General features: G+C 37.8%; 17 protein-coding genes, 1 pseudogene and 1 riboswitch. Of the genes and pseudogenes, 2 read left to right on the forward strand and 16 right to left on the reverse strand.

Going from position 1 to position 23,203, the window contains the following annotated elements:
• Nucleotides 1-100: 100 nt before the first annotated feature.
• The 4 genes from LIV57_RS11470 to LIV57_RS11485 all read right to left on the reverse strand — a co-directional run bounded on the left by LIV57_RS11470 (nucleotide 101) and on the right by LIV57_RS11485 (nucleotide 9,428).
• On the reverse strand, nucleotides 101-1,399 hold the full coding sequence (locus LIV57_RS11470; protein WP_227942681.1) for an APC family permease: 1,299 nt from the start codon (nucleotides 1,397-1,399) through the stop codon (nucleotides 101-103).
• 7 nt (nucleotides 1,400-1,406) lie between these two features.
• On the reverse strand, nucleotides 1,407-3,860 hold the full coding sequence (locus LIV57_RS11475; protein ID WP_227942682.1) for a TonB-dependent receptor plug domain-containing protein: 2,454 nt from the start codon (nucleotides 3,858-3,860) through the stop codon (nucleotides 1,407-1,409).
• Nucleotides 3,861-3,953: 93 nt separating this feature from the next.
• A riboswitch (SAM riboswitch) is annotated at nucleotides 3,954-4,058 on the reverse strand.
• 260 nt (nucleotides 4,059-4,318) lie between these two features.
• Nucleotides 4,319-7,156, reverse strand: a complete 2,838-nt coding sequence (locus LIV57_RS11480) for an alpha-amylase family glycosyl hydrolase (RefSeq protein WP_227942683.1) — start codon at nucleotides 7,154-7,156, stop codon at nucleotides 4,319-4,321.
• 193 nt (nucleotides 7,157-7,349) lie between these two features.
• A complete protein-coding gene (locus LIV57_RS11485; protein ID WP_227942684.1) occupies nucleotides 7,350-9,428 on the reverse strand; it encodes a T9SS type A sorting domain-containing protein in 2,079 nt (692 codons plus the stop codon).
• Nucleotides 9,429-9,582: 154 nt separating this feature from the next.
• On the opposite strand from LIV57_RS11485, the gene LIV57_RS11490 reads away from it, so the two are divergent.
• Nucleotides 9,583-10,455, forward strand: a complete 873-nt coding sequence (locus LIV57_RS11490) for a helix-turn-helix transcriptional regulator (RefSeq protein ID WP_227942685.1) — start codon at nucleotides 9,583-9,585, stop codon at nucleotides 10,453-10,455.
• 92 nt (nucleotides 10,456-10,547) lie between these two features.
• Here LIV57_RS11490 and LIV57_RS11495 read toward each other — a convergent pair whose 3' ends face one another.
• Both LIV57_RS11495 and LIV57_RS11500 read right to left on the reverse strand, forming a co-directional pair.
• On the reverse strand, nucleotides 10,548-10,832 hold the full coding sequence (locus LIV57_RS11495) for a hypothetical protein (protein ID WP_171006268.1): 285 nt from the start codon (nucleotides 10,830-10,832) through the stop codon (nucleotides 10,548-10,550).
• Between the two features lie 93 nt (nucleotides 10,833-10,925).
• Entirely contained in the window at nucleotides 10,926-12,533 is a 1,608-nt protein-coding gene (locus LIV57_RS11500) for a fumarate hydratase (protein ID WP_202840072.1), read from the reverse strand.
• A 223-nt stretch (nucleotides 12,534-12,756) separates the two neighbouring features.
• Here LIV57_RS11500 and fumC point away from each other — a divergent pair, with 223 nt between their 5' ends.
• Nucleotides 12,757-14,151: a class II fumarate hydratase gene (gene fumC / locus LIV57_RS11505; protein WP_227942686.1), complete on the forward strand. Its 1,395-nt coding sequence runs from the start codon at nucleotides 12,757-12,759 to the stop codon at nucleotides 14,149-14,151.
• Nucleotides 14,152-14,226: 75 nt separating this feature from the next.
• Here the strand turns inward: fumC and LIV57_RS11510 are convergent, their stop codons facing one another.
• The 10 genes and pseudogenes from LIV57_RS11510 to LIV57_RS11555 all read right to left on the reverse strand — a co-directional run.
• On the reverse strand, nucleotides 14,227-15,267 hold the full coding sequence (locus LIV57_RS11510; protein ID WP_227942687.1) for an outer membrane beta-barrel protein: 1,041 nt from the start codon (nucleotides 15,265-15,267) through the stop codon (nucleotides 14,227-14,229).
• A gap of 30 nt (nucleotides 15,268-15,297) precedes the next feature.
• Complete coding sequence (locus LIV57_RS11515; protein ID WP_227942688.1) at nucleotides 15,298-15,909, reverse strand: hypothetical protein; 612 nt, start codon at nucleotides 15,907-15,909, stop codon at nucleotides 15,298-15,300.
• Complete coding sequence (locus tag LIV57_RS11520) at nucleotides 15,896-16,456, reverse strand: RNA polymerase sigma factor (protein ID WP_227942689.1); 561 nt, start codon at nucleotides 16,454-16,456, stop codon at nucleotides 15,896-15,898. The genes LIV57_RS11515 and LIV57_RS11520 overlap by 14 nt, the downstream gene beginning before the upstream one ends.
• Before the next feature lie 124 nt (nucleotides 16,457-16,580).
• Nucleotides 16,581-17,519 (reverse strand): Dyp-type peroxidase, encoded by a 939-nt coding sequence (locus tag LIV57_RS11525; RefSeq protein WP_227942690.1) that lies wholly within the window; start codon nucleotides 17,517-17,519, stop codon nucleotides 16,581-16,583.
• Nucleotides 17,520-17,537: 18 nt separating this feature from the next.
• Nucleotides 17,538-18,254, reverse strand: coding sequence for an ABC transporter ATP-binding protein (locus LIV57_RS11530; RefSeq protein WP_202840078.1), 717 nt, complete (start codon nucleotides 18,252-18,254; stop codon nucleotides 17,538-17,540).
• 3 nt (nucleotides 18,255-18,257) lie between these two features.
• Nucleotides 18,258-19,724, reverse strand: a complete 1,467-nt coding sequence (locus LIV57_RS11535; protein WP_227942691.1) for a DUF5687 family protein — start codon at nucleotides 19,722-19,724, stop codon at nucleotides 18,258-18,260.
• A 360-nt stretch (nucleotides 19,725-20,084) separates the two neighbouring features.
• The gene (locus LIV57_RS11540; RefSeq protein ID WP_227942692.1) at nucleotides 20,085-20,597 is read right to left on the reverse strand and encodes a hypothetical protein; all 513 of its coding nucleotides are present in this window, start codon (nucleotides 20,595-20,597) and stop codon (nucleotides 20,085-20,087) included.
• Between the two features lie 5 nt (nucleotides 20,598-20,602).
• A complete protein-coding gene (locus LIV57_RS11545; protein ID WP_227942693.1) occupies nucleotides 20,603-21,619 on the reverse strand; it encodes an RHS repeat-associated core domain-containing protein in 1,017 nt (338 codons plus the stop codon).
• A 52-nt stretch (nucleotides 21,620-21,671) separates the two neighbouring features.
• Nucleotides 21,672-22,226: a hypothetical protein gene (locus LIV57_RS11550; RefSeq protein WP_227942694.1), complete on the reverse strand. Its 555-nt coding sequence runs from the start codon at nucleotides 22,224-22,226 to the stop codon at nucleotides 21,672-21,674.
• 32 nt (nucleotides 22,227-22,258) lie between these two features.
• A pseudogene (locus tag LIV57_RS11555) lies at nucleotides 22,259-23,203 on the reverse strand (hypothetical protein); the annotation flags it as partial.

Below are 23,203 nucleotides of genomic sequence, written 5' to 3' on the forward strand. Positions count from 1 at the left end.
AAAATTCCTCATCATCATAAATTTTTGAGCATTAGGGATAAAGAGTCAAAAAGGTAAAAAAGCTGAATTGTAAAAATGTTTATGATATTGAAATCAGGCTCTAAGATCTTTTAGAAAGTCTTCTGTCTATTATATATAAAACAATTCCTACTGCAATAATTCCTAATCCTATGAGGCTTTCTTTAGGGTTATGGATGAATGTAAAATAGAGAATATAGATACTGAACAGCAGAAAAACAGCCGGAAAAATATGGAAAGCATTCGACTTAAAGATCTTCCTGTCTTTTTTCTTCAGGAAGAATACCGTCGAGATCGCAAGACTTGCAAAAAGCTGTAGTATAAAAGCCGTGTAGACAAAAATTTCTTTAAAGCTTCCCGTTAAAATAATAATAGCAGCAATCACAGCATGGGCAAAAATAGCCCTTACCGGAATTCCTTTTGCATTTCCAGATGATAATGGCTTCCAGATGTGGGTATGTTTTGCAAAAGCCTGTGTCAGTCTTGAGCCAACCCACAAGTATCCGCTTATGGTTGCAATCAGCTGCAGGGCTATAAAAAGATTAACAATTTTTCCAAAAGCCGGACCCAACATATTGACTGCTGCTTCTCCCATCACATCTTCTTTTCCTGCCAGCTGATTTACAGGAGCATGTTTCAGCATAATATAATTCACCAGAATATAGCTTACCGTCACAAAAACAGTTCCTATAATCAACGATTTCGGAAGGTTTTTCTGCACATCCTTTATTTCTCCGGCAATGTAGGAAGCTGAATTCCAGCCTGTGTAGGAATAGGTAACAAATACCAGAGAGGTAGCAAAGGCAGGAAGCATGATCTCATTTTGCCAGCTGTCACTGAAATTAAGGCTGTTGCCGATCTGGGGTGAATTTGAAATTCCTACTCCGAGAATAACCAGTACAATAATAAAAGCGATCTTAATGAATGTAAAAAAGTTGTGAAACCTGCTGGATGTTTTCAGGCTGAATGATAATGCAATTGCCACCAGGAATATCGCGGCTATGGCAAATCCGTTTCCAAAAGAATACTCAAATACAGAAAGATATTTCGACATAGCCAATGCTGCCAGCGCTACGGGAGAGGAAAATCCTATGATGAGCGAAATCCAGCTTATGAGATATCCGAAAATCGGATGATAAGTTTCTTTGAGATAAATAAAATCGCCTCCGTTTCCTTTAAAATGGGAACCCAGTTCTGCGTAGCAGAAAGCTCCGAACAAAGCGAGAACTCCTCCTATGCTCCACAGCAGGAAAATGCTGTAGGTATTGGTAATATCGGAAAGCTGAAATCCCAGGGTGGTAAAAATCCCGGTTCCGATCATATTGGAAACGACAATGGCTGCGGCTGTTTTCCAGCCAATCTGATGTGAGGCAGTACTCATTTAATGATTAAAAATTAAAATTAAGCCTTCCGAAGAAATAATTCCCCAGCGTTCCCATCTGTACAGGCGCATATTTGAATACTCCATAATATGAATTTCTATAAATCTGGCGGTCCGGAAAGACATCAAATATATTGTTGGCTCCTACGGTAAAATTGATGCTTTTGGTGATATCATACCCAACGCTGATGTCTGTCACTACTTTTGGTGAGAATTCCTGCACGTCTCCAAACGGATAACCATCTCTTATTACCTTACCAAAATAGGTATTTCTTACGAGAAAACTGAATTTTCCGATTCCATAATTTAATCCTAATGAAGCTTTTGTTTTTGGAGACAGTGTTTCAATGATATTGATCTGATCGGGACCAAAAAACTGATCCTGAGGCGTTCCTAAGTTTTCAGGAAAATGAAAATTTGTGATTTTTGTTTCCGTATAGTTTCCGGCAAGATTCATATTTAATTTTCCATTCCCAAGAATCCAGTCATAGGAAACCACTACATCTACTCCTTTCGTTTCTGTATCAATAGCATTGGCGAAGAATCTTCCGCTTTCTACCTCATTTCCATGCCCAACCACAGCAGGATTTGATAGTCTTGGATCTGTAATATTACCTGTAATAACTATTCTGTCTTTTACTTTAATAAAATAGCCATCTATTGTAATGAACAGTCCTTTTAATGGCTTCAGAGTAAATCCAGCACTTGCATTGACAGAAGTTTCCTGCTTGAGTTTATCAAACCCAAGAATTCTGGCAGCTTCACTATCGTTGCTGAATATTCCTTTGGTAACAATCTTAGAACCCGAAGTAGAAATATCCGCATAGGAATTATTAAAATACTGCTGTTGAAGCGAGGGAGCCCTGAATCCTGTCCCAACAGCGGCTCTTACCGCATAGTTTTTTACAAACTCATATCGTACAGCGAGTTTTCCATTCAAGGTGTTTCCGAAATCTGAATAATTTTCAAATCTGGCAGCGGCATCAATATTCAGTTTTTTATCCAAATCATAGGAAACATCTGCATATACTGCCGTGGAATGTCTGTCTTTCTTCAAGGCATTGTTCGGAGAAAATCCGATAAAGGATTGAGATCCGCCTGCTCCAAGTACTGTTGATCCTTCAGTGGCAACATTTCCATTGATGTCATATTGGGTATAAGAAGCTTCATCACCAGCTTTGATCTGGTATTGTTCAAACCTGAACTCACCACCGAAAGCAATATTGAAACGGTTTATATTTTTGGAAACATCAAGATTAATGGTATTCTGCAGAAAACTATGGGTGCCTGCATAAAAACTTGTCGGCGATTTTGCTCCCAGAGAAGCATTATTGGTATTGCTTACCTTATAATTGAAAATATTGCTTCCAAAGGTGTTACTAAGGTCAAATAGCCAATCGTTAACATTATATTTTGCACCTACGGCATAAGAAACATCATATACCTGAGACCCAAGAACCGCCTGAAAACCATTCGGATAAATGGATGAAACCACATTAGACTTTTCGCTTGGCAGTCTTCTGAAACCAAACCCTTCTCCTTCTTTAATACTGAAACCTCCGAAAGAATAGAGTTTAAAATGATCATTAAAAGGATATTCTGAATTGAAAAACAACTGTCCCTGTCTGATCTGGGCATCTCCGATCTGAAAATTAAAATCATCACGGGTCAACCCTCTTTTTTCAATTTCGGCATCATCCGCAGCTCTGGCTGCTTTTACCGCTTCAGCGTCACCAGCAAATTCATAAGCAAAATTATCGCCGAAAATATCCAGATCGTGATTTTGAGTTCTTGTGGTTTTTCCTCTGTGGCTTAATTGCAGGGATAGATTGATATAACCATCTTTTTTTCCTAATGAAGTACCATAGTTGACTCCTGCCTGATAAGTATCTCCATCATTTCTTCCGCTTAATCCGTAAGTAAGACTTGCTGAAGCTCCGGCATTTTTCTTAAGAATAATGTTGATCACTCCGGCAATAGCATCAGAACCATATTGTGCAGCAGCTCCGTCTCTTAACACTTCTATTCTATCAATAGCAATTACGGGAATGGTACTCAAATCTGTTCCTACGGAACCATTTCCTACGGTATTCTGATAATTGACCAATGAAGTAGTATGTCTTCTTTTTCCGTTAAGCAATACGAGAACCTGATCGGGGCCCATTCCTCTTAATGTTACGGGATCAATATGCTCTGTGCCATCAGAAGCAGACTGCCTCACTGCATTAAACGACGGAATCACATAATTCAGGAGATCCTGAGCGGTCATTTGCGGAGCGCTTCTCTGGATTTTATCGATATTGATAACATCTACAGGAACCGGTGTCTCCAGCTTTGTTCTTTTGACATTACGGTTTCCGACGATGATAACATCTTCGATCTGTTTTCCTTTTTCCTCACTTTCCTGAGCAGCTACCAGAATTGCTCCAAGCAATAGTACAGCTGTGCTTAATTTTTTCATTTTTGTTCTTGCCAATTAATACTACCAATCTGACGGATCTTTCCGCAGATACACAAGACTTCAAGAAATGGAATTCATATAGAGTATTGACTTCAATTATCTCTCCCAAAGGGTTGGAATTAGCACCTTTACACGCTGGAATTGTGCAGGTTGCTAAGGTTTCACCGGGCCAAATCCCTCCACCTTTCTTGATAAATCTACTGCAAAAGTAGACTATTTTTCTGAACTTACAAAAAAAGGCAAATCTGCTGATCCGCAAATTTGCCTTTTATTTTGTATGAACTTGTTTAAACTTTTTATTTTTGAACCATTAAGATTTAATAAGAGTTTAAGAGGAGTAAGAGAAACTTAAAAATCAGAATGATTAACCTTAACTATACTTTATTTCTTAATCCTTCTTAATGGTTTTTTAAGATATTCAATATTTTTTATAAGTCTAGGCAACTTCACCTTTTGTTTTATTTAACAATCATCTTTTGAATGGCTATTCCTGTCTCTGATTTCAACTGTACCAGATAAGTTCCTGCCGGATAACTGATTTTCGCTTCATAGATGCCATTTTCTTTATCCAGTTTGAAAGAATCCATTCTTTTGCCAGTCATATCAAAAATTGAAATTTCCCCATTTTTTGCTTTATTGAAAACCAGTTTAGCGATTCCATTTCGGACAGGATTATCTGCAATCTGAAGGGATAGTTTATTGGCTGCATTGGTATCTACAGTAGACAACGCTCCTGCATAATTTCCAAAGATTCTGAATTCTCCGGGCTGTAAAGTGATCGGAGCCGTTGTGGAAACTATATTCGAAATACTGTTATCCATCAGATTCTGCCATTGACCTGTGTAAGGGAAATAAGGCACTACATTCTGTGCGGAAGTCGTGTAATTGCCCAATACGACAACATTCTTTATTCCTGTTGTAATAGAGGCATCATACACATAAATTCTTGTGATCAGGCCATTGGGATCGTTCGTAAGATTGTTGGATTCTATAGTATAGGTTTTAGATTTAAAAACCGGATAGGTATTCCTGATATTGATGATTTTAGCCCATGTATCGTAGACTGCTTTTCTATTCACATCAGTATCATACCCCAGCGTAAATGCAACAGGTTTCTCATCGGTTCTGCATCCGCTGTCTATCGTACCGTTTGCACATCTGTTGATGCTGAATTCATATCCTAATTCTCCAAACTGCCAGATCATTTTCGGACCAGGAATAGTAAAGAACGTTGCCCCGAAAGTTTTCATTCTTTCAAGAGCGGTATTCAGGTTTTTTACATCATAGCTTCCGTTCGCTGCACCGTATGCAAGGTTTTTAAACATCAGTCTTTCTTCATCGTGGCTTTCTCCGTAACCTACGCCACTCAGATTGGTAAATCCGTGAAGACTGTGGTTCATTCGGTCGTAATTGCTGTTTTCCTTATATCCCATCGTATTCTGATTGTAAGGATCTGTCTGTTTATTCCAAAGCATAACGCCTTTTCCTTCTGCTATTCTGTAATTCGCCCATTGCTGCTCTTCTGCATCAGTTCCAAGGTGTTCGAAGATCATGTACGAGTTGGGATCAATCGCCCATTGTCTGTCTGCATAATGTTTCATGATGTCTACTCTGTCCTGCTGATAGGCATTGGTACAGGCTTCATCATTTTCGGAACAGCTTTGCGTAAATCCTTTGGTTAAATCCCAGCGGAAGCCATCTATGTGATATTCAGTCAGCCATTGCTCAAGACATCTTTCAACGTAATATTGCGTTGAAAGGCTGGTATGGTTAAAATCGTTAAATACATTGTATGAATGTTTCGGAACCTGATTAAAGTAAGGATTGTTGGCTGCAACATTTCCATAGCCATCACCATCCGGATCAATATTCCAGAGTCTTACCAGAGGTGAACGCCCTGTAGCATGATTAAATGCTACATCCAGAATGACTGCAATTCCGTTCTGGTGGCATACATCTACAAATTCTTTGAATTTTTCGGGAGTACCGTAGGCTTTGTCCAGTGCATAATGGAAAGAAGTATTGTATCCCCAGGAAAGATTGCCGTCAAATTCCATGATCGGAAGCAGTTCTATAGCATTGATTTTCAAATTCTTTAAATAGGAAATTTTATTGATCAGTGACTGCCAGTTCTTTTCCTGTGTGAAATCTCTCAATAATAATTCATACACTATAAGATCCTGTTTCGCAGGTCTTTGAAAATTGGTAACCTGCCAGTTATAAGCGGTCTGGCCTGTTTTAAATGTTGACACTTCAAAAGCCTGTCCGGCAGGAAATGCAGGTAAGTTTGGATAGGTAGAAGCGGAAATCCACGGATCATCATAAGAGGAAAGAATTTGTGGCGAATAGGGATCTGCTACTTTTCTCAAATCATTGGTTCTGTATTGGAAGGTATAGAGTTGCTGAGGTGTAATTCCATTGAGCTCAATCCAGTACAGATCGGGATTTGTGGTGTCTTTTTTCATTAAATAGGTATCATTCACCGTCCAGTTATTGAAACTTCCTATGACGTGTACAAAATTTTTTCCCGGAGCATATAAAGCCAGTCCCACCTTGGTTGGATCTGTCGGATGATAATTGATTCCCTGTCTGATCCAGTTGGGTATTGCCTGGGAAACAACATTTCTCGGAACCTGTACAATGAATGCTGCCGTTTTGGAATTGGTTCCCTGTGTCGCCACAAGTTCCATATTTGCATCCTGGGTAACCGTATAACTGTAAGAATAAGACTGTGAAGGCGTTGTTGTTGAATTGACAACAGTTCCGTTGGCTTTTAGCTGAAATGTAGCATTGGTACTTGCCGTCGCCGTAATAGTAATGGAATTCCCCACAGGAACTGAAGTAAGGCTGTTCGCCAATGGATTTGTAAGCGTTAAGTTTAAAGTCCCTACGTTTACAAAAATATCGGGTGAAGTCTGATGCGATCCCGTCTTATCCTTTAATAAAAACCCAAACCTTCCGATTCCTGTTCTTCCATAAAAAGAAGTTGGTGTAAAAGTGAGTGAATAACTATCTGTAGCAGCATTATAATTCAGCTTATTCAAATCATTGGAATTGTTCCAGCTGCCATTGGTAGGGCAATCCTGACTGTTCTGATAATTGGTATCAAACGACCAGGTCCAGATATAAATGGCATTGTTGGAAACGCCCCACGCAGACTCATCAATCTGATCCCCGGGAACAGTAAGCGTGATCGCATCTGTTTCGTTGAACGGATCAGGAGAAACTGTATAATTGATCTGTCCGAATACAGCCATGGTAATCAACAGAAAAACAACAGAATAAAACTTTTTCATTTATTATTTTTTATCGAATATAGTATAAATTTTTCTTCATGACCACTATTCCTCTTCGGTATTCATCAAATATTTCTATTTTTTCGGAGGAAAAATAATAAAAAAAGACTCATGAAAATTTCATGAGCCTTCCAATAAAAGTAATTGTAATGAACTAATTTCTTTTGACGAAATCTTTGATATTGAGATCCGCTTACTCCTTTATAATCTTTTTAAAAACTGATTGTCCGTTTTTTAACTTTAGCTCTACGATGTATAATCCTGAAGGAAATTCAGTCAAATTGATCTGATGATCCGAGAACTGTACATTCATTCTTTGCCCTACAGCATTGGAAATGTGTACTTTTTCAATTCCTGAATCAGCTTTAATCATAAGAATTCCTTTAGTTGGGTTAGGATACATTCCAATGACAGATTGATTCAGTTTGATTTCTGAAGTACCCAAAGAAGAGGTAGGCTTAATGCATCTTACTGATGATCCCTGCCCTCTCATAGCTCCGGCAGATGGATTGGCAATCGTTGATCCGATATACAAATATTTCCCTCCCAGACTTGATGTATCAGAACTCCAGAAATACCCTCTTTGCCCTACAAAAGTAAAGTTCCCGTCACTGGAGTTTCTGTAGCCTCCTGCCGGTAATTTAAGATGGCTGTTATAGGCACTTGCAGGGTTAGAAATACTTTCAGCTCCAATTAAAGTAGTCCACTCTGCCTGAGAAGGCATTTTCCAGTCTGCTCCTATTGCTTTACAAGGATCTATACCTGCAGAAGCATTCACATCCGCAGCAGATACTCCTGCCCACGTATCTGAACCTGCAAAACCTCCCCACCATCCTGGAGATCCTGCAACATAACTTCCCGCAGTGGTATTTGTTCCTTCCGGAGTGTTGGGAGATGGTGCCGGTACGATCTGAGAATTTCTAAGCTGGTGACCATCATCCCATCTTCCCCATTGGAAAAGGTCCCCATAAGAATTCGCATCCGCTACTGATGAAGCCACCTGTGTACTTCCCAGATTCTGCTGAAGCCATATTTTTCCGTCTGCTCCTCTTACCGTAGTATAAGCAACCTGTTGTCCGCGATACATAAAACTTACACAACCAATATCACCAACATTGGCTCCAGGATCTGTATTGCTGCATGTTTGTGGATTAAGGTTCAGAGAAATTCTTTTCACCTTTGCTGTATTGTCGGAATAAGCCAAAACAAGATAATTTTGTGCCTTATCTATTGCTAAATCATTGTATTTTGCCTCTCCAGTTGAAACAAAATCTCCTCCAAAAGGAACCCAGTTTTGCGAATCGTCTAATTGATAAACGGTATTTCTCAGGAAATTATCATTTTCAAAACGGCTGGCTACCACATATGGCTTTCCTGATTCTGTTACGGCTAAGGCAACATGCTGTACTCTTCCCTCAGAAAAATTGGCATTTCCAATCTGCACCCAGGAGTTTCCGTCAAACTTTCTGACATTCAACTTCCTTCCTCCTCCGGAGTTGGAAACATAAGCAACATAGATTGTGTTTGCTCCATCTAAAGCAATATCAGCATTATACTGCTCTCCTGATGAAGAAGCATCTGCAGCTGTTCCGCCTACCAGAGTCCAGTTTTGTGCTGAACTTGCATCTGTACTGTTCTGATATACTTTTATCCCTCCGGAAACATTACAGGTATAGATCATATTATTGGTTCCGATAACCATTTCAGCGAAGTCAGCACCGCCCGAAAAACCTGCATTTCCTATCTGCTCCCATGCTCCTCCGGAATATCTTTTAACCGTCCCTGAACCATAAGAACCATACGTGAAAATGATATTATCAGAGGAAACGGCAGAAGCCTGATAATTTACCGAGCTGTCTGTAACATTCGGAAGCTGGGACCATAAAGATCCTGTAAATAAGCGTACTTCCATTCCGGAATCCGGATAACCAAGCTGATTGGTATAATAAATACTGTTTCCGTTCGGACTTATAGACAATGAGTTGTAGGTGGCACTTCCTGTAGTAACTCCGGGCGTTCCTCCTAGGTAAGACCACGAGTTTCCGTTAAATTTCTGAACAGAGCCTTTAGCTACTGAAACATCATAATAGGACAGATAATAATTTCCCGAGTTATCAATAACAAGATTATTAAAACTGCTTCCTCCTGCAGATACATCCTGAATGCCTCCTACATTTTCCCATTGCTGGGCATACATATAGCTTCCAGCAACGGTTAGCAATGCTAATCCTGTTCTGATTTTCTGTATTGCAAAATGTAAATCTTTAAACATATGAAATATTATTTTTAATTATTCTAAATTTAATTTAATTTTGCGCAAAAGTACCTCACATTGTCAACCCTGAGTTATCATTTTCGAACTTTTGGTTATCCTGCGGAGGACTTTTATCGTAAGAAGTTGTACCATGGCTGTAAAAATGTGTTGTATGAGGAGTCAATTAAAAAGTGGACATTTGTTCATATCCGAGGACATCAAAATCATCATGCAGGAAGACCTGCGTCCTGATCAATCCTTCAAGTCTCATATGCTGGAGGGGAAATCAAGTTTTAATTTGATTTTCATGTTGAGTGATGGTATTAATTTAGAAGGTCATGATTGCGGAACCCAATTTTTATTCAAAAAAAATCAATACATCCTCCATTATTCTCCTAAAGAAAGTGTTGCTGAACTCTGGACAGAAAACCAGGAAATTCTGAGGTATCTCCAGATTCAGATTAATTACCAATATATTTTTAACCTCATCAATCCGGAACTTAATTCGGAGAATGCTGAAATTCTGGAAAATATGATTCATAATAATTTCATTTTCCTTCATAAAGAAACGCCGCCGGATATGACGGTAGAGATGCATATGATTGTAAAAGAGATTCTTGATTATAATAAGAAAGGAATCATGCAGAAGTTATTTATAGAAGCAAAGATTATCAAACTTCTTATCCTGATCTTTGAGCAATTTAATGAGAAAAACATTTTCGAAGACACTCCAAAAACGTCTGAAATGATCAGGAAATTCATTGATGAAAATTACCATAGAAATATAAAAGCAGAAGAAATTGGAAAATATTTTGGACTGAACCAGAATACTGTCAGAAAGGAATTCAAAACGCAGTATCATACAACGATTGCTCATTATATATCAGAGCTCAGGATGCTGAAAGCAAAGAAAATGATTACCAATAAAGAAATTATGATCAAAGAAATTGCTATTGAGTGCGGTTATGAATATCTCCAGAACTTTACGCGGGCTTTTAAAAAGAAATTTGGGGTATCTCCGGAGAGTCTGAGAAATAATAAATAGAAAAACCGCTTAATTGCTTAAGCGGTCTATATATGTTGTTTTGCTTTGATATTACTTTTTCAGAATTCAGGTGAAAAAGCAATGACAATCAATTAATGATGATGTCCGTGATCGTGAAGGAAAGGTCCGTTTCCTTTCGGCTCGTTATAGATAACTTCTACACCTTCCTGCTCAGTAATAAGCTTTCTTCTGATATCTTCAGGGTCGAAAGGCTTTACTTTTCCGAAATACTCTTTCAAACCTTCAGTTAGCCACATTGGGATTACTAATCCGAAGAACATAAAAATACACCAGAATCCTACTAGGAACATAGTAATGAAGAATATAGTCCAAAGGAACTGGTAGAACGGCCAAAATGCTGATAATATCGTTATCATTCTCTTAAAGATTTTAGGCAAAAATAGAACTTTTTTCCTTTTTACACAAAAGATCAGCGTTCTATTTTGTTATTTATTTTAATTTTAAACTAATTAGTGAGCAAGATTTGCAAAGAAATCATTGCCCTTATCATCGGAAATAATGAAGGCAGGGAAGTCTTTTACTTCAATTTTTCTTACGGCTTCCATTCCTAATTCCGGGAAGTCGACTACATCTACAGACACAATATTGTCTTTCGCAAGAATGGCAGCCGGCCCTCCGATAGATCCAAGATAGAAACCTCCGTATTTATGACATGCATTGGTAACATCCTTACTTCTGTTTCCTTTTGCCAGCATGATCATACTTCCACCATGACTTTGGAACTCGTCTACATAAACGTCCATTCTTCCGGCAGTAGTAGGCCCGAAACTTCCTGAAGCCATTCCTTCCGGAGTTTTTGCAGGTCCAGCGTAATAGATCGGGTGATTTTTGAAATAGTCCGGCATTGGTTTACCGCTATCGATAATTTCTTTGATTTTTGCGTGAGCAATATCTCTTGCAACGATTAATGTTCCGTTCAGTTTTAATCTTGTTTTGATCGGATATTTGGAAAGTTCAGCAAGAATTTCCGGCATTGGTTTGTTCAGATTAATCTCAACAGCTTCTTCCAGATGTGGAGGCGTATCAGGTAAGAATCTTTTCGGATCCTGTTCCAGTTGCTCCAGGAAAATTCCTTCTTTGGTAATTTTCCCTTTGATATTTCTGTCTGCAGAACAGGAAACTCCCATTCCAACAGGACAAGATGCCGCGTGTCTCGGAAGTCTGATCACTCTTACATCGTGAGTAAGGTATTTTCCTCCAAACTGAGCTCCGATGGCACTTTCCTGGCAGATTTTCTGAACTTTAGCTTCCCATTCAAGATCTCTGAAGGCCTGTCCGGCCTCATTTCCTTCTGTCGGAAGATGATCATAATATTTTGCTGAGGCTTTTTTAACGGCTGCAAGATTGGCTTCAGCTGAAGTTCCTCCGATTACCAATGCTAAGTGGTATGGCGGACATGCAGCGGTACCAAGGTCTGAAATTTTTTCTTTGATGAATTCTTCAAGAGATTTTTCGTTCAGTAAAGATTTCGTTTTTTGATATAAGAATGTTTTATTGGCGGAACCTCCTCCTTTCGTTAAGAATAAAAATTCGTAATAATCTCCTTTTTTAGCATAGATATCAATCTGTGCAGGAAGGTTGGATCCTGAATTTTTCTCATCAAACATCGTTAAAGGAACGACCTGGGAATATCTTAAGTTTCTTTTCTGATAGGTATTGTAAATTCCTTTGCTCAGGTATTCGCCATCATCTACTCCTGTATATACATTTTCTCCTTTCTTTCCCATTACAATCGCTGTACCTGTATCCTGACATGAAGGAAGAGCTCCTTCTGCAGCTACTGCAGCATTCTGTAAAAGGTTGTAAGCAACGAATCTGTCATTATCTGTAGCTTCAGGATCATCAATAATTCTTCTAAGGCTTTCCAGGTGCGAAGAGCGAAGCATGAAAGAAACATCTGCCATGGCTTCTTCTGCCAATAACTCCAGTCCCTTCGGATCTACTGTTAAAATTTCTCTGTCACCCAGTTTTTCAACCTTTACATAATCTGATGTAAGTTTTTTGTACACCGTATCATCTTTCTGAATAGGATACGGATCCTGATATCTAAAATCCATTCAATTTTTGTTTGTACAAAAATACGCCTCCTTAAAAAAAATATGAGTAAAATCAGTCATTTATATTGATATTTATAATGATTATAAATTGTAGGTTTCTGAGTTTATAAGTACCTTTATAGAAGCTAAATAAACAAAGCCAAAATATTATTTATTTCATTAAACATGATACTACCAACAATTTTTTTGGCGCAAAATAAAAGATCATACAAATTTCAACACTATGAATTACAGAATAGAAAAAGACACCATGGGAGAAGTGCAGGTACCTGCAGATAAACTTTGGGGTGCACAGACGGAACGTTCCAGAAATAATTTCAAAATAGGACCTGAGGGTTCAATGCCGCATGAAATCATTGAAGCTTTTGCTTATCTGAAGAAGGCTGCCGCTTATGCCAATACTGATCTGGGAGTACTTCCTGTGGAAAAAAGAGATATGATCGCGAAAGTATGTGATGAAATTCTGGAGGGAAAATTGAATGACCAGTTTCCTCTGGTGATCTGGCAGACGGGTTCCGGAACACAGTCGAACATGAATGTGAATGAAGTGATTTCCAACAGAGCCCATGTCAATAACGGCGGAACATTGGGAGAAAAATCTGAAATCCACCCTAATGATGATGTGAATAAATCCCAGTCTTCGAACGATACCTATCCCACTGCCATGCACATTGCTGCGTATACCAAAGTGGTGGAAGTAACCATTCCGGCTGTTGAGAAACTAAAAAATACGTTGTCTGAGAAATCAAAAGCCTTTAAAGATGTTGTCAAAATCGGAAGAACCCATTTAATGGATGCAACACCGCTTACTCTGGGACAGGAATTTTCCGGATATGTGGCACAACTGGAATTTGGATTGAGAGCTTTAAAAAATACCCTACCTCATCTTTCTGAACTGGCACTGGGAGGAACTGCTGTAGGAACAGGTTTGAATACGCCTAAAGGCTATGATGTAAAAGTAGCGGAATATATTGCTCAATTTACAAAACACCCTTTTGTTACTGCTGAAAATAAATTTGAAGCCCTTGCTGCACATGATGCGATCGTAGAATCTCACGGAGCTTTAAAGCAGCTGGCTGTTTCATTATACAAAATTGCTCAGGATGTTAGACTGATGGCATCAGGACCACGCTCGGGAATTGGGGAAATCCATATTCCTGAAAATGAACCGGGATCTTCTATTATGCCGGGGAAAGTAAACCCTACTCAGAATGAAGCGATGACGATGGTTTGTGCTCAGGTTTTAGGAAATGATACCACCATTTCATTTGCCGGAACTCAGGGAAACTATGAACTGAATGTTTTCAAACCGGTAATGGCGTACAATTTCCTGCAATCTGCCCAATTGATTGCCGATGCATGTATTTCTTTCAATGATCACTGTGCAACAGGTATTGAGCCGAATCATGAGAGAATTAAAGAGCTTGTAGACAAATCTTTAATGCTGGTGACCGCTTTGAATACTCATATTGGATACGAAAATGCCGCTAAAATTGCCAAGACAGCCCATAAAAACGGAACCACACTAAAAGAAGAAGCCATCAATCTTGGCTTGTTAACTGCTGAACAGTTTGACGAATGGGTAAAACCTGAAGATATGGTTGGAAGCTTAAAATAATGATTTTATAACTGATACTATGTAAAAACTCCGGGAGCCTTTCCCGGAGTTTTTCATTTGCTATCAAAGTAATATTTAATCTAAACCAATGGTTAAGCCGAATATCAGTGCTTTATCATTTTTGAAATAGCCGTCTTTAAAGAAGTTGCTGAAATCTTTTTTAACAAAGAGACTGAAACTGTTATAAGAAACATTAAGCTGTGCTCCGTAGACGAAAGGATTCACCTGATAATTTCCCCTGTCTCTCATTTCGCCATCGTTTCCTTTTACAATATTGTTGGTAGACATTTTTACGCCACCATATACATTGGCTCCAATTTTAAATCCTGTGTAATAACTTCTGTACTGAACATCCATTCCACCATTCTTAAGTTTGGAAAAATTATACTGCATCCCAAGAGGAACAATAATATATCCTGTTCTCAGCTTACTTTTATCAAGGCTGCCGCCATATTGAGACAGAGCTACTCCCTGATCTGCACTTTTGGTAAAGAACATATTATTATCTGTCCTCACCGTTCTCCACGAAAATCCCAGTCCTGAAGTAACAGCCCACGGACTTGTTCTGCTAAGCTGATAGTTCAGTTTCAGACCGAATTCCAGGTTATTGGCATATCCGATATTCTTATCCAGCTCATTATCCGGAGAACTGTTTGTCAAAGTCATGATTCCGTATGAGAAATATCCGGTAAAGCTTCTGGTAGGACGAAATTTTTTCAGCAATTTTTCTTTAAGCTCTTCTTTGGAAGTCACATCAGTATTCAGGAGAGAATATCTTACCTGCTTCTGAATCACATCATCCAGATCGAATCCCAGTTCTTCAATCCTTTTGTCCATTTTTTCAGAATAGCGGTCTGCGATCTTAGCTTTTTCTCTGTCAAAATCTGCCTTATCCAGGTTTTTTGCCTGCAGAACCAACAGTTCTTCTTCCATCAGCTTTTTCTCTTCCTGAATAATGGTATTGATTTTTGCTGCATATTCTTCTACTTTCTCTTTTACAATTGGGCTCACTTCTGTATCTTTTTTAGAAGAAAGGTTAATATTGAAGGTCTTCTGTGCATAGAATGATGCGGAAAAAGAGCACATCAATCCCATTACGATTAATTTCTTGATCATATTATTAATTTTTAAATTTTTACGGATACGTTATCTGGCATTCAGATCGATAGTAGTCGCCACGTTACTTCCATCTTTTGTTTTTTCGATGACATCTTTATGTTCTACTGAAAAAAGAAGTGTGGATGGGTCTACATATTTCTTCTTTTTAACCGGAGTTTTTAAAGAATCGGCTTTTGCCATAAGCTGAGGATGAGTAAGCTGTGGAATTTCCTGTTTTTTCAAAGGAAGGTTTTCTTTGGGAATCAGTGGAGTCTGTGCAATTGCCACCGCAGAAATCCCTTCTGCTTTATCGGAGGGTGATGTTTGATTCTCTTCTTTCTTTTCATTGTTCTGAGCTGTCAGAGAAATATTATCGTGAATAGAATCAGTTACTATTTTATCAGAAGAAGTTTTTTCTGCAGTCTTCACCATGACAGGTTCAATCTCTGAAGGCTGATTGAGAAAAAACAGAACAGTACCTAAACCGAAGGTCAACATTAAACATGCTGCCACTAAAAACCAGTTCATTTTTGATTTGGAACCGCGATTATTGTTATTATGAAACTCAATTTCAGACCAGAGATCACGGGAAGGAGCAATCTCTCTTTCCTCCATCTGTTTTTTGATCTGGTATTCAATAGTATCTTTAGACGTTTTCATTTTTCACCTTTTTTTGTTGTTGAAAGTAAATATTTCTTAACTTTTCTTTTGCTCTGAACAACTGTGTTTTGCTCACTGCCACTGAAATCTGTAATGTATCTGCAATTTCCTGATGAGAATATCCTTCCAGTACATACAGGTTAAAAACCATTCTGTAAGCATCAGGCAGCTGATCTAACAGATCCTGTGCATTAAAATCACAATCAATCTCCGGCTCGTGGATATCTTCATGAAAAGATGGGTTAATCTCGTCCAGATAGAAAACGGTTTTATGACTTTTGATAAAGTTCAGGCATTCATTCACCACAATTTTTCTTGCCCAGCTATCCAGATTCGATTCTCCTCTGAAGCTTTCTATGTGTTTAAAAATTTTACAGAAAGCTTTTATGAGACAATCTTCCGCCTGATACAAATCGCTCACATAGCTTTTGCTGACACTCAGGAATTTCCTGACATTCTGCTCATAGAAAATCTTCTGCGCAGCCGGATCCTGTTTCTTCAGGAGGCTCAACAAATCATTCTTTTTATTTCCGAACAAGAGTTTCATGTTTATGCTGTTTCTATACTATAGACAATCAAAACAAAAAAAGGTTACAATTTTTGAAAAAAAATTTTTATTTGTATTATTTAATTAAAGAAAAAGCCGCCCTGGAATGAGGCAGCCTTGCATTTTATTCTGAAAATTCATCAAGCATGTTTCTGGTAGGAACAAAGAAAAGTGTTCCGGTAACTGCTGTGCTGAAATCTAAAATTCTGTCATAATTTCCCGGAGGATCACCTATAAACATATTGGTCAACATCTTTTTTGTTGTTGTAAATGTACTTGAATAGGCAATAAAATAAGTTCCGAACTCATTGGTAGAGGGATTTCCGAAAGGCATATTATCTCTGACTATTTTCAGTTCTTCACCGTTTTCGCCCTCGATATTGGCTAAAGCAATATGTGAATTTGAAGGCTTTACCGCATCAGACATTTCAATATCATTCTCTTTTGATCTTCCGATTACTTTTTCCTGTTCTTCTGTGGATAAGCCTTTCCAGGCATCCATATTGTGAAGGTATTTCTGAACAAAAAGATAGCTTCCTCCTTTGTACTGAAGGTCTTCATCTCCTATCTTTCCAAAATAATCACGGTCATCACCATGCGGATTTTCCGTTCCGTCTACAAATCCAAGAATAGAGCGTGCATCCCAGTATTTGAATCCATGAACCTCCAGAATACTTTCGGCCACTGAGCTTAATAATCGGGAGATCTCGACAGCCATATCAAAAATCAGGCTTTTATTATCTGCTCTCAGATGAAAATGAAGATCTCCGGGAGTAGAAACAGCCGTATGTTTCGTTCCTTTTATTTCTTCAAAATTGACTAATTCCTTTGGCGGCGGCGTTGGAAGTTCCAGTTTTTTCCATGCTTCTGCACCAATTCCCATGACACAGCTTGCCCTGCTGTCCGGAAAGCGGTTAAACACCGAATTATTAAGATTTAAAACCAAAGCACACAGTTCCTGAAAAACTTCTTTCAGCTCAGGGCTGTCATTAAGTTTCCAGACCATGAAAATCGTATTGCTATTGGGATAATCTGTTACATTCTGTGATTCTATCGTATTCATACCTGTTTTTTTGTGGTATTAAATATCCGAAACTGAAACCTGATCTGCAAAATATTGTTCCAGATCTTTCAAGGTTTCCGGATTGGTCTGAATATCTTTTACCAACACCCCTTTGTTCACAACCACAATTCTGTTGCAAACTTCTGTAGTATGGGAAAGATCATGGCTGGAAATAAGAAAAGTAACACCATCCTGTTTTGATAACTCCTTGATCAGGTTTTTAAGCTTGATCTGGGTAGACGGATCGAGGTTGGCAAAAGGTTCATCAAGAATAATAATCTCAGGATTTCCAATAATAGCTCCTACAATTCCTACTTTTTTCTGATTTCCCTTTGAAAGATCACGGATATATTTTCCTGATTTCAGGATTTCTCCATTGAAAAAATCGTGGAAAGGCTTAAGGAATTCGTCTACAGAAGCTTTGTTCTGGCCTCTCAACTCCCCGATAAAGTAAAAATATTCTTCAGGCGTAAGATAGCCGATAAGAAAAGTATCATCTACAAAGGCTGAAACTTTATTTTTCCAGGCTTCAGATTCATTAACCTTAATTCCGTCAATGCTTACAAATCCTGTCGTAGCCTGAATCAGATCCAGCATAAGGCTGAAAAGCGTTGTTTTTCCTGCTCCGTTGTTTCCCACGAGACCAAATGTTTCTCCGTTGGGAATTTCAAGATGTTCAATATTGAGAACGGTTGCTGTTCCGTATGTTTTGGATAAATTGTGTATGTTGATCATGGTTTAACTTATATTTTTAAATGCATCCAGCGTGCTGTATTTTTCTTTTTTGTATAGTTTTACAATAATATCAAAGATCTTCTCTCTCAGGAAAAATCCTATAATTCCGATAATTGCAATACTGATTACTCCTCCGGTAATGCCCCACAAATATTTTGTTAAGGCAAATACACCCATCGGAAGTAACATTTTAGGAATCAGCAGAAGCATGGCGATCATATTGAAGCTCCCTTTCTGTCCCAATCGTTTTTCCTTTGAATTCAGGTCGATCTGAGTTTTATTGAAAGCTCCGGACCACAAGGTAAATTGAGAATTCACCCCGATATTATATAAACCTGCTGCAAAAAATGTAACGTAAACTTCCCAGCCAAAATAGGCATAACAAACCGCTATAATCACAGAAACTCCAGTAACAATATTCATCAGCCACCATTTTGCTTTCAGATATTCTTTGTAAGGAACGTTCAGGGTCATCATCAATGGATAGTATGAACTGTCAAAAGCGGGAACTCTCTGTCCAAAAAGAAACTGGAAGCCTCCTGTTACAAAAAGTCCCATAAACATCATCATTGCCGGTGTTTTGTACATTGAAGAAGTAAACATCAGCAATCCGTAGAACAGAAACATAAAACTGCCCAGTAAAATTCCTTTGGGTACTTTATTGCGTCTTAACATTTTAATATCATTATTGATAAATGTCCCGATAACGCCGTATTTATTCAGGAAGGCAATATTTTCTGTTTTCCCGACTGTTTTCTTCGCTTCAAGCCCCTGATCAAGATAAAACTCCTGACGCAGGTAGCGGAAACATATCCACCACAGCATTACGAACAAAGCAACAGGGATCAGTACAACGTATGGCTTTTCATAGAAACTAAAGAAAACCGATTCGGAATATGATAAAACCGGAATAATATTGTAATATCCCAACGCTCCTATGCCCAGAAAGCATATTCCGATAATCACCGCCAGGGTCTCTTTACCGTTGAAAAAAATGTTGATAAAATTATTCAGGTACAATAGTGAAACCACACCAATAAGCCACACCATGATTCCCAAAATACTATATCCATTGAATACGGCAATCAGTGAAAAGGTAATAAAGAACAGAGAGCTCAGCCAGCTGAATGCTGAAAGAAAAGTTTTGGCCAGCATATAATTGACCAATGTATTCTTCCGGATATTCATCGTAAGGAATGGCTTCATGTTCTGTGTGGGAACTTCCTGCCAAAGGTATTTAAGGACAAGATCAATAATCCAGGCAACAATCATGAATTTTGAAACCACCTTTACAGGATTCTGATGCATTTCCTCCTGCACGTAGAAAAAAGCAATAAAAGCTCCCCCAACAAGGCATCCTATAAAGTAAAGAATTCCTATGAAACGGAGAATTTTCATGGTCAGATTGATCCCTAAAGATGTACCACGGAAAAAGCTTTTTATTTCAAGCCTAAGGAACTTTAGAAACATATATTAGTTTTTTACATTAGTCAATATAATGTAAAAAATGTTACAGATTTATTTGTTTTGTTTTTGTTTATGGCGTACACAAGCCCAACAGGATTAGTTTTCCTTCTGACAAAAATCTTCACCAACACATTTGGAACATGAATAGATTTTTACATTCATAAAGAGCTGTTTATTTTATAAAAATAGAAAGAGCAACCGTTATAGTTACTCTTTCTCTGAATATTTTAATTGAGATTTGCTTTTGTAACGTTCATGGATATTGCGTGCCAACATGTCTGAAACATACCGAGTATTGGCTTCCAATACTCTAATTTATTAACAACATGTTTGGAACACTATCTCAATAATCTTATAAATCAATTATCTTCCATCTCTGATATTCTGCATTTCTTTTATATAATTTGCGTGATCTATGGAGTCTTTTATTTTTTGTTGTTTTATAAACTCTTTAGAATATGGTCCTGTATGATTTATTCTTGCTTTTCTGAACAACAGATAATATGAAAAAATCATGTTTATTATTATTAAGAATACTATGCTCCAAACTATAACTCCTCCTTTCTTATTTCGATCTTTAGATAATTGATCAAACTCTTCAATATATTTTTTCCAAGTATCTTTATAATCAAAGGATAAATAATTAAATACAAAAATAATTGTAACAGGTATAATAACAATAGGTTGTAAAAGATTTAAATGAACAGTTTTATTTGTTGTTATTAAAAAATAGTTTCCTATAGATAGTAATAACCATATTTCTAATATCCCTATTGAAGCTCCTGCTTTCCAGTTGCTTAACCACGGCTGAGGGCTATTTTCGTAATGTTTATAAAGTTTATAAAAAAGATAATAGTACATTTTTTTAATTGACATAGTCTTTAAAATTTTATTGCAGAATTACTAAAAAATGGATGTCCAGTGATATGCTGTTCATATTCTTCGGTTCTTGCTGCTGTTTCAGAAGCACCAACCCATCCTCCTGGATAAAAATTATCTACTCCAAAATATATAGTACTAATCGCAGCTCCATAAGCTCCTCCTTTCCATCCTATATATCCCATTAATGTATTTAAGCCTGCTTTTCTAGGATCTACAGCATTAGTAGAGTTTGGATTAGTTGCATAATTTATTACACCTATACCATCAAATGCCACACCTAAGAAAAATGAATATTTACCTATTGCACTTCCTATTTTTGTCATTTTGGCAATCGGTAAAGATGCATCTGTCACTGGCATCTTACCGAATAAACTCAGATTTCTTCCTTTTAATACATAGTTACTTGTTATCCCTCTTCTTATACCTTGAGCGTACATCCTTTCAGAATTTAGGGATCCTTGAAGTAAAGATACGCTTCCAGCTATGCCAAAAAACCAGTTTCCTTTTCCTGCAAGGCCATACCAATTATTTGATGCATTCTCTCCTAGTTTCAACAGATGCGCCACCATTTCCTGAGCTGTATTGGCATCCCCTTCAGCACCTCCTGTCCACCAGCTCATATAGCCGTTTTTGGAAATAGTTGTATAGATCCCTTTTTTTGCCCATTCATTTCGAAGCCCATCTAATAAAGAATAATCTATTGAGCCACCACCATCTCCTGGTCTATATCCCAGAAATTGGTTGTACATCTGCCTTCCACTGGTAAATCCTGGAGTTCTTCCTGAAGTATCAATAGTCCCATCCTCATTAAACCACCTTCCGTCTACATCAAATTGTGAAACCGGGTTATTGGCTACATACGCATAGGGACTGGTAGAAAGATAGCTTTCCGCTAGCTGATCTATCCCGTTCCAACGTCCGATATCCGGCATGTAGTCTCGCCAGCCGTAGCTGTACAATCCTGTTTCCTGAAGCTCTTCCTCATTATATTTTAAAATTAGAGTATTGGAAACCAATACCCTAATTTATTACCAACTTGTTTGGAACATTACAGACATATTTGAAATATTAATTTCCAAGTACTTTTGCAACTATTACAAAACTTAATATGAAAAATCCTAAAATTCCTATTATAATTCCCAAGCTTATCCATGCCCATTTATGTCTTACTGCTCTCGCTTCTTTATCAAATTCATCAAAGTATTTTAGATATTTATTATTCTTAAACAGTAATCTCTCGTTAATAATCCAAGGCATAACTAACAACCCTATTACAAATATCCATTTATAGGAGCTTCCTGGCTCCCAAAAGATTTGTATTAACGATTTCCCTAATATTGCCTGAAAAATATTAAATAATCCATATTCTATAAGAATTATTAAACCTCCCATTTGAATACCTGAAATAGTTATATTTTGTCCATATACACGGTTGTTTATTGCATTTTCACTAGCTAGTCTTATTTCTTCTGGTGAACTATTTTTCCTTTTGAGCGTATTTGCTATAAAAGGAATTTTATAAATCAAATCAAAAATTAGTGTAATAGGATAAGTTATTATTTGGGAAGCTTTAACTTCGAATAAATAAATAAAGTAGTGAATATAGTTCCAAGTTTTTTCCATAAATTATTATTCTTCATTAAAAATTTTGTTTGTTATTTTATAGGATCAGGTTTGTTTAAAATACCGCTAGCCCATTGTTCTGCATAATCTCCTCCATATACTCCTCCTAATATTCCACCCACAATTCCACCAATAGCCCCTCCAATTGCTGCTCCAGGTATTGCTCCAACTCCTTCAAACCAAACTCCTATCAGAGCTCCCAATTCTCCGCCAGCTAATGTTCCTGCTTTCCCCCCTAGCCAAGCACCTGCCATTCCTCCTACTACGTTAGCTGTTGCTACCTGAGCTCTAATACCAAACTTTCCACCATCTTGATATGTACCATATCCTATTTGTGCAGCACTGATTCCATATCCTACATAACCAGCTCTTTTGGCATATTTTCCAAGCATTTCAGTATGTCTTACATAATCGCCTCTTAGTCCTATTAAAGATCCTCTGGCTCTTCCAGCATATGCTGTACTTCTCATTTGTCCAAGATTATCTATCCAATATCCACTATTATACAGAGCTGTTCTCCGATCAGCAAGATATTTAAATCCTCCTCCAGCAGTACTTGCGCCCCAATCTGCCCAGTTTTTATAGGCATCTAATGGAATGTCCTTAAATTTAGCGTTATACCCTATGCCGAGATCTATATCTCCATGTATATCTGTTCCACTATAAGAGGTTAAAGTAGGTGTTCCCTTCCACCAAGTTAAATTACCATCTCCAATGCTAAGTTCGGAGAAGTTTCCTCTATTTACAAAATAATTGAATATGGAACCTGCATCTGTTCCAGTAAAAGTGTAACCACCACCGCCTGCACCTTCTCCTGGATTTTGTCCCATAAACTGAGTCATCCTTATCTGAGACTGAGCCATATCTCTGAAAGGATTAGAGTTTCCGGAAGTGTCGATATGTCCATTATCATCCATCCATCTGCCGTCAGGATCACGCATTGAAATTGGGTTGTTGCCTACATACGCATATGTGCT

The sequence above is a fragment of the Chryseobacterium sp. X308 genome (assembly GCF_020733145.1).
GTDB classification, from domain to species: domain Bacteria; phylum Bacteroidota; class Bacteroidia; order Flavobacteriales; family Weeksellaceae; genus Chryseobacterium; species Chryseobacterium cupriresistens.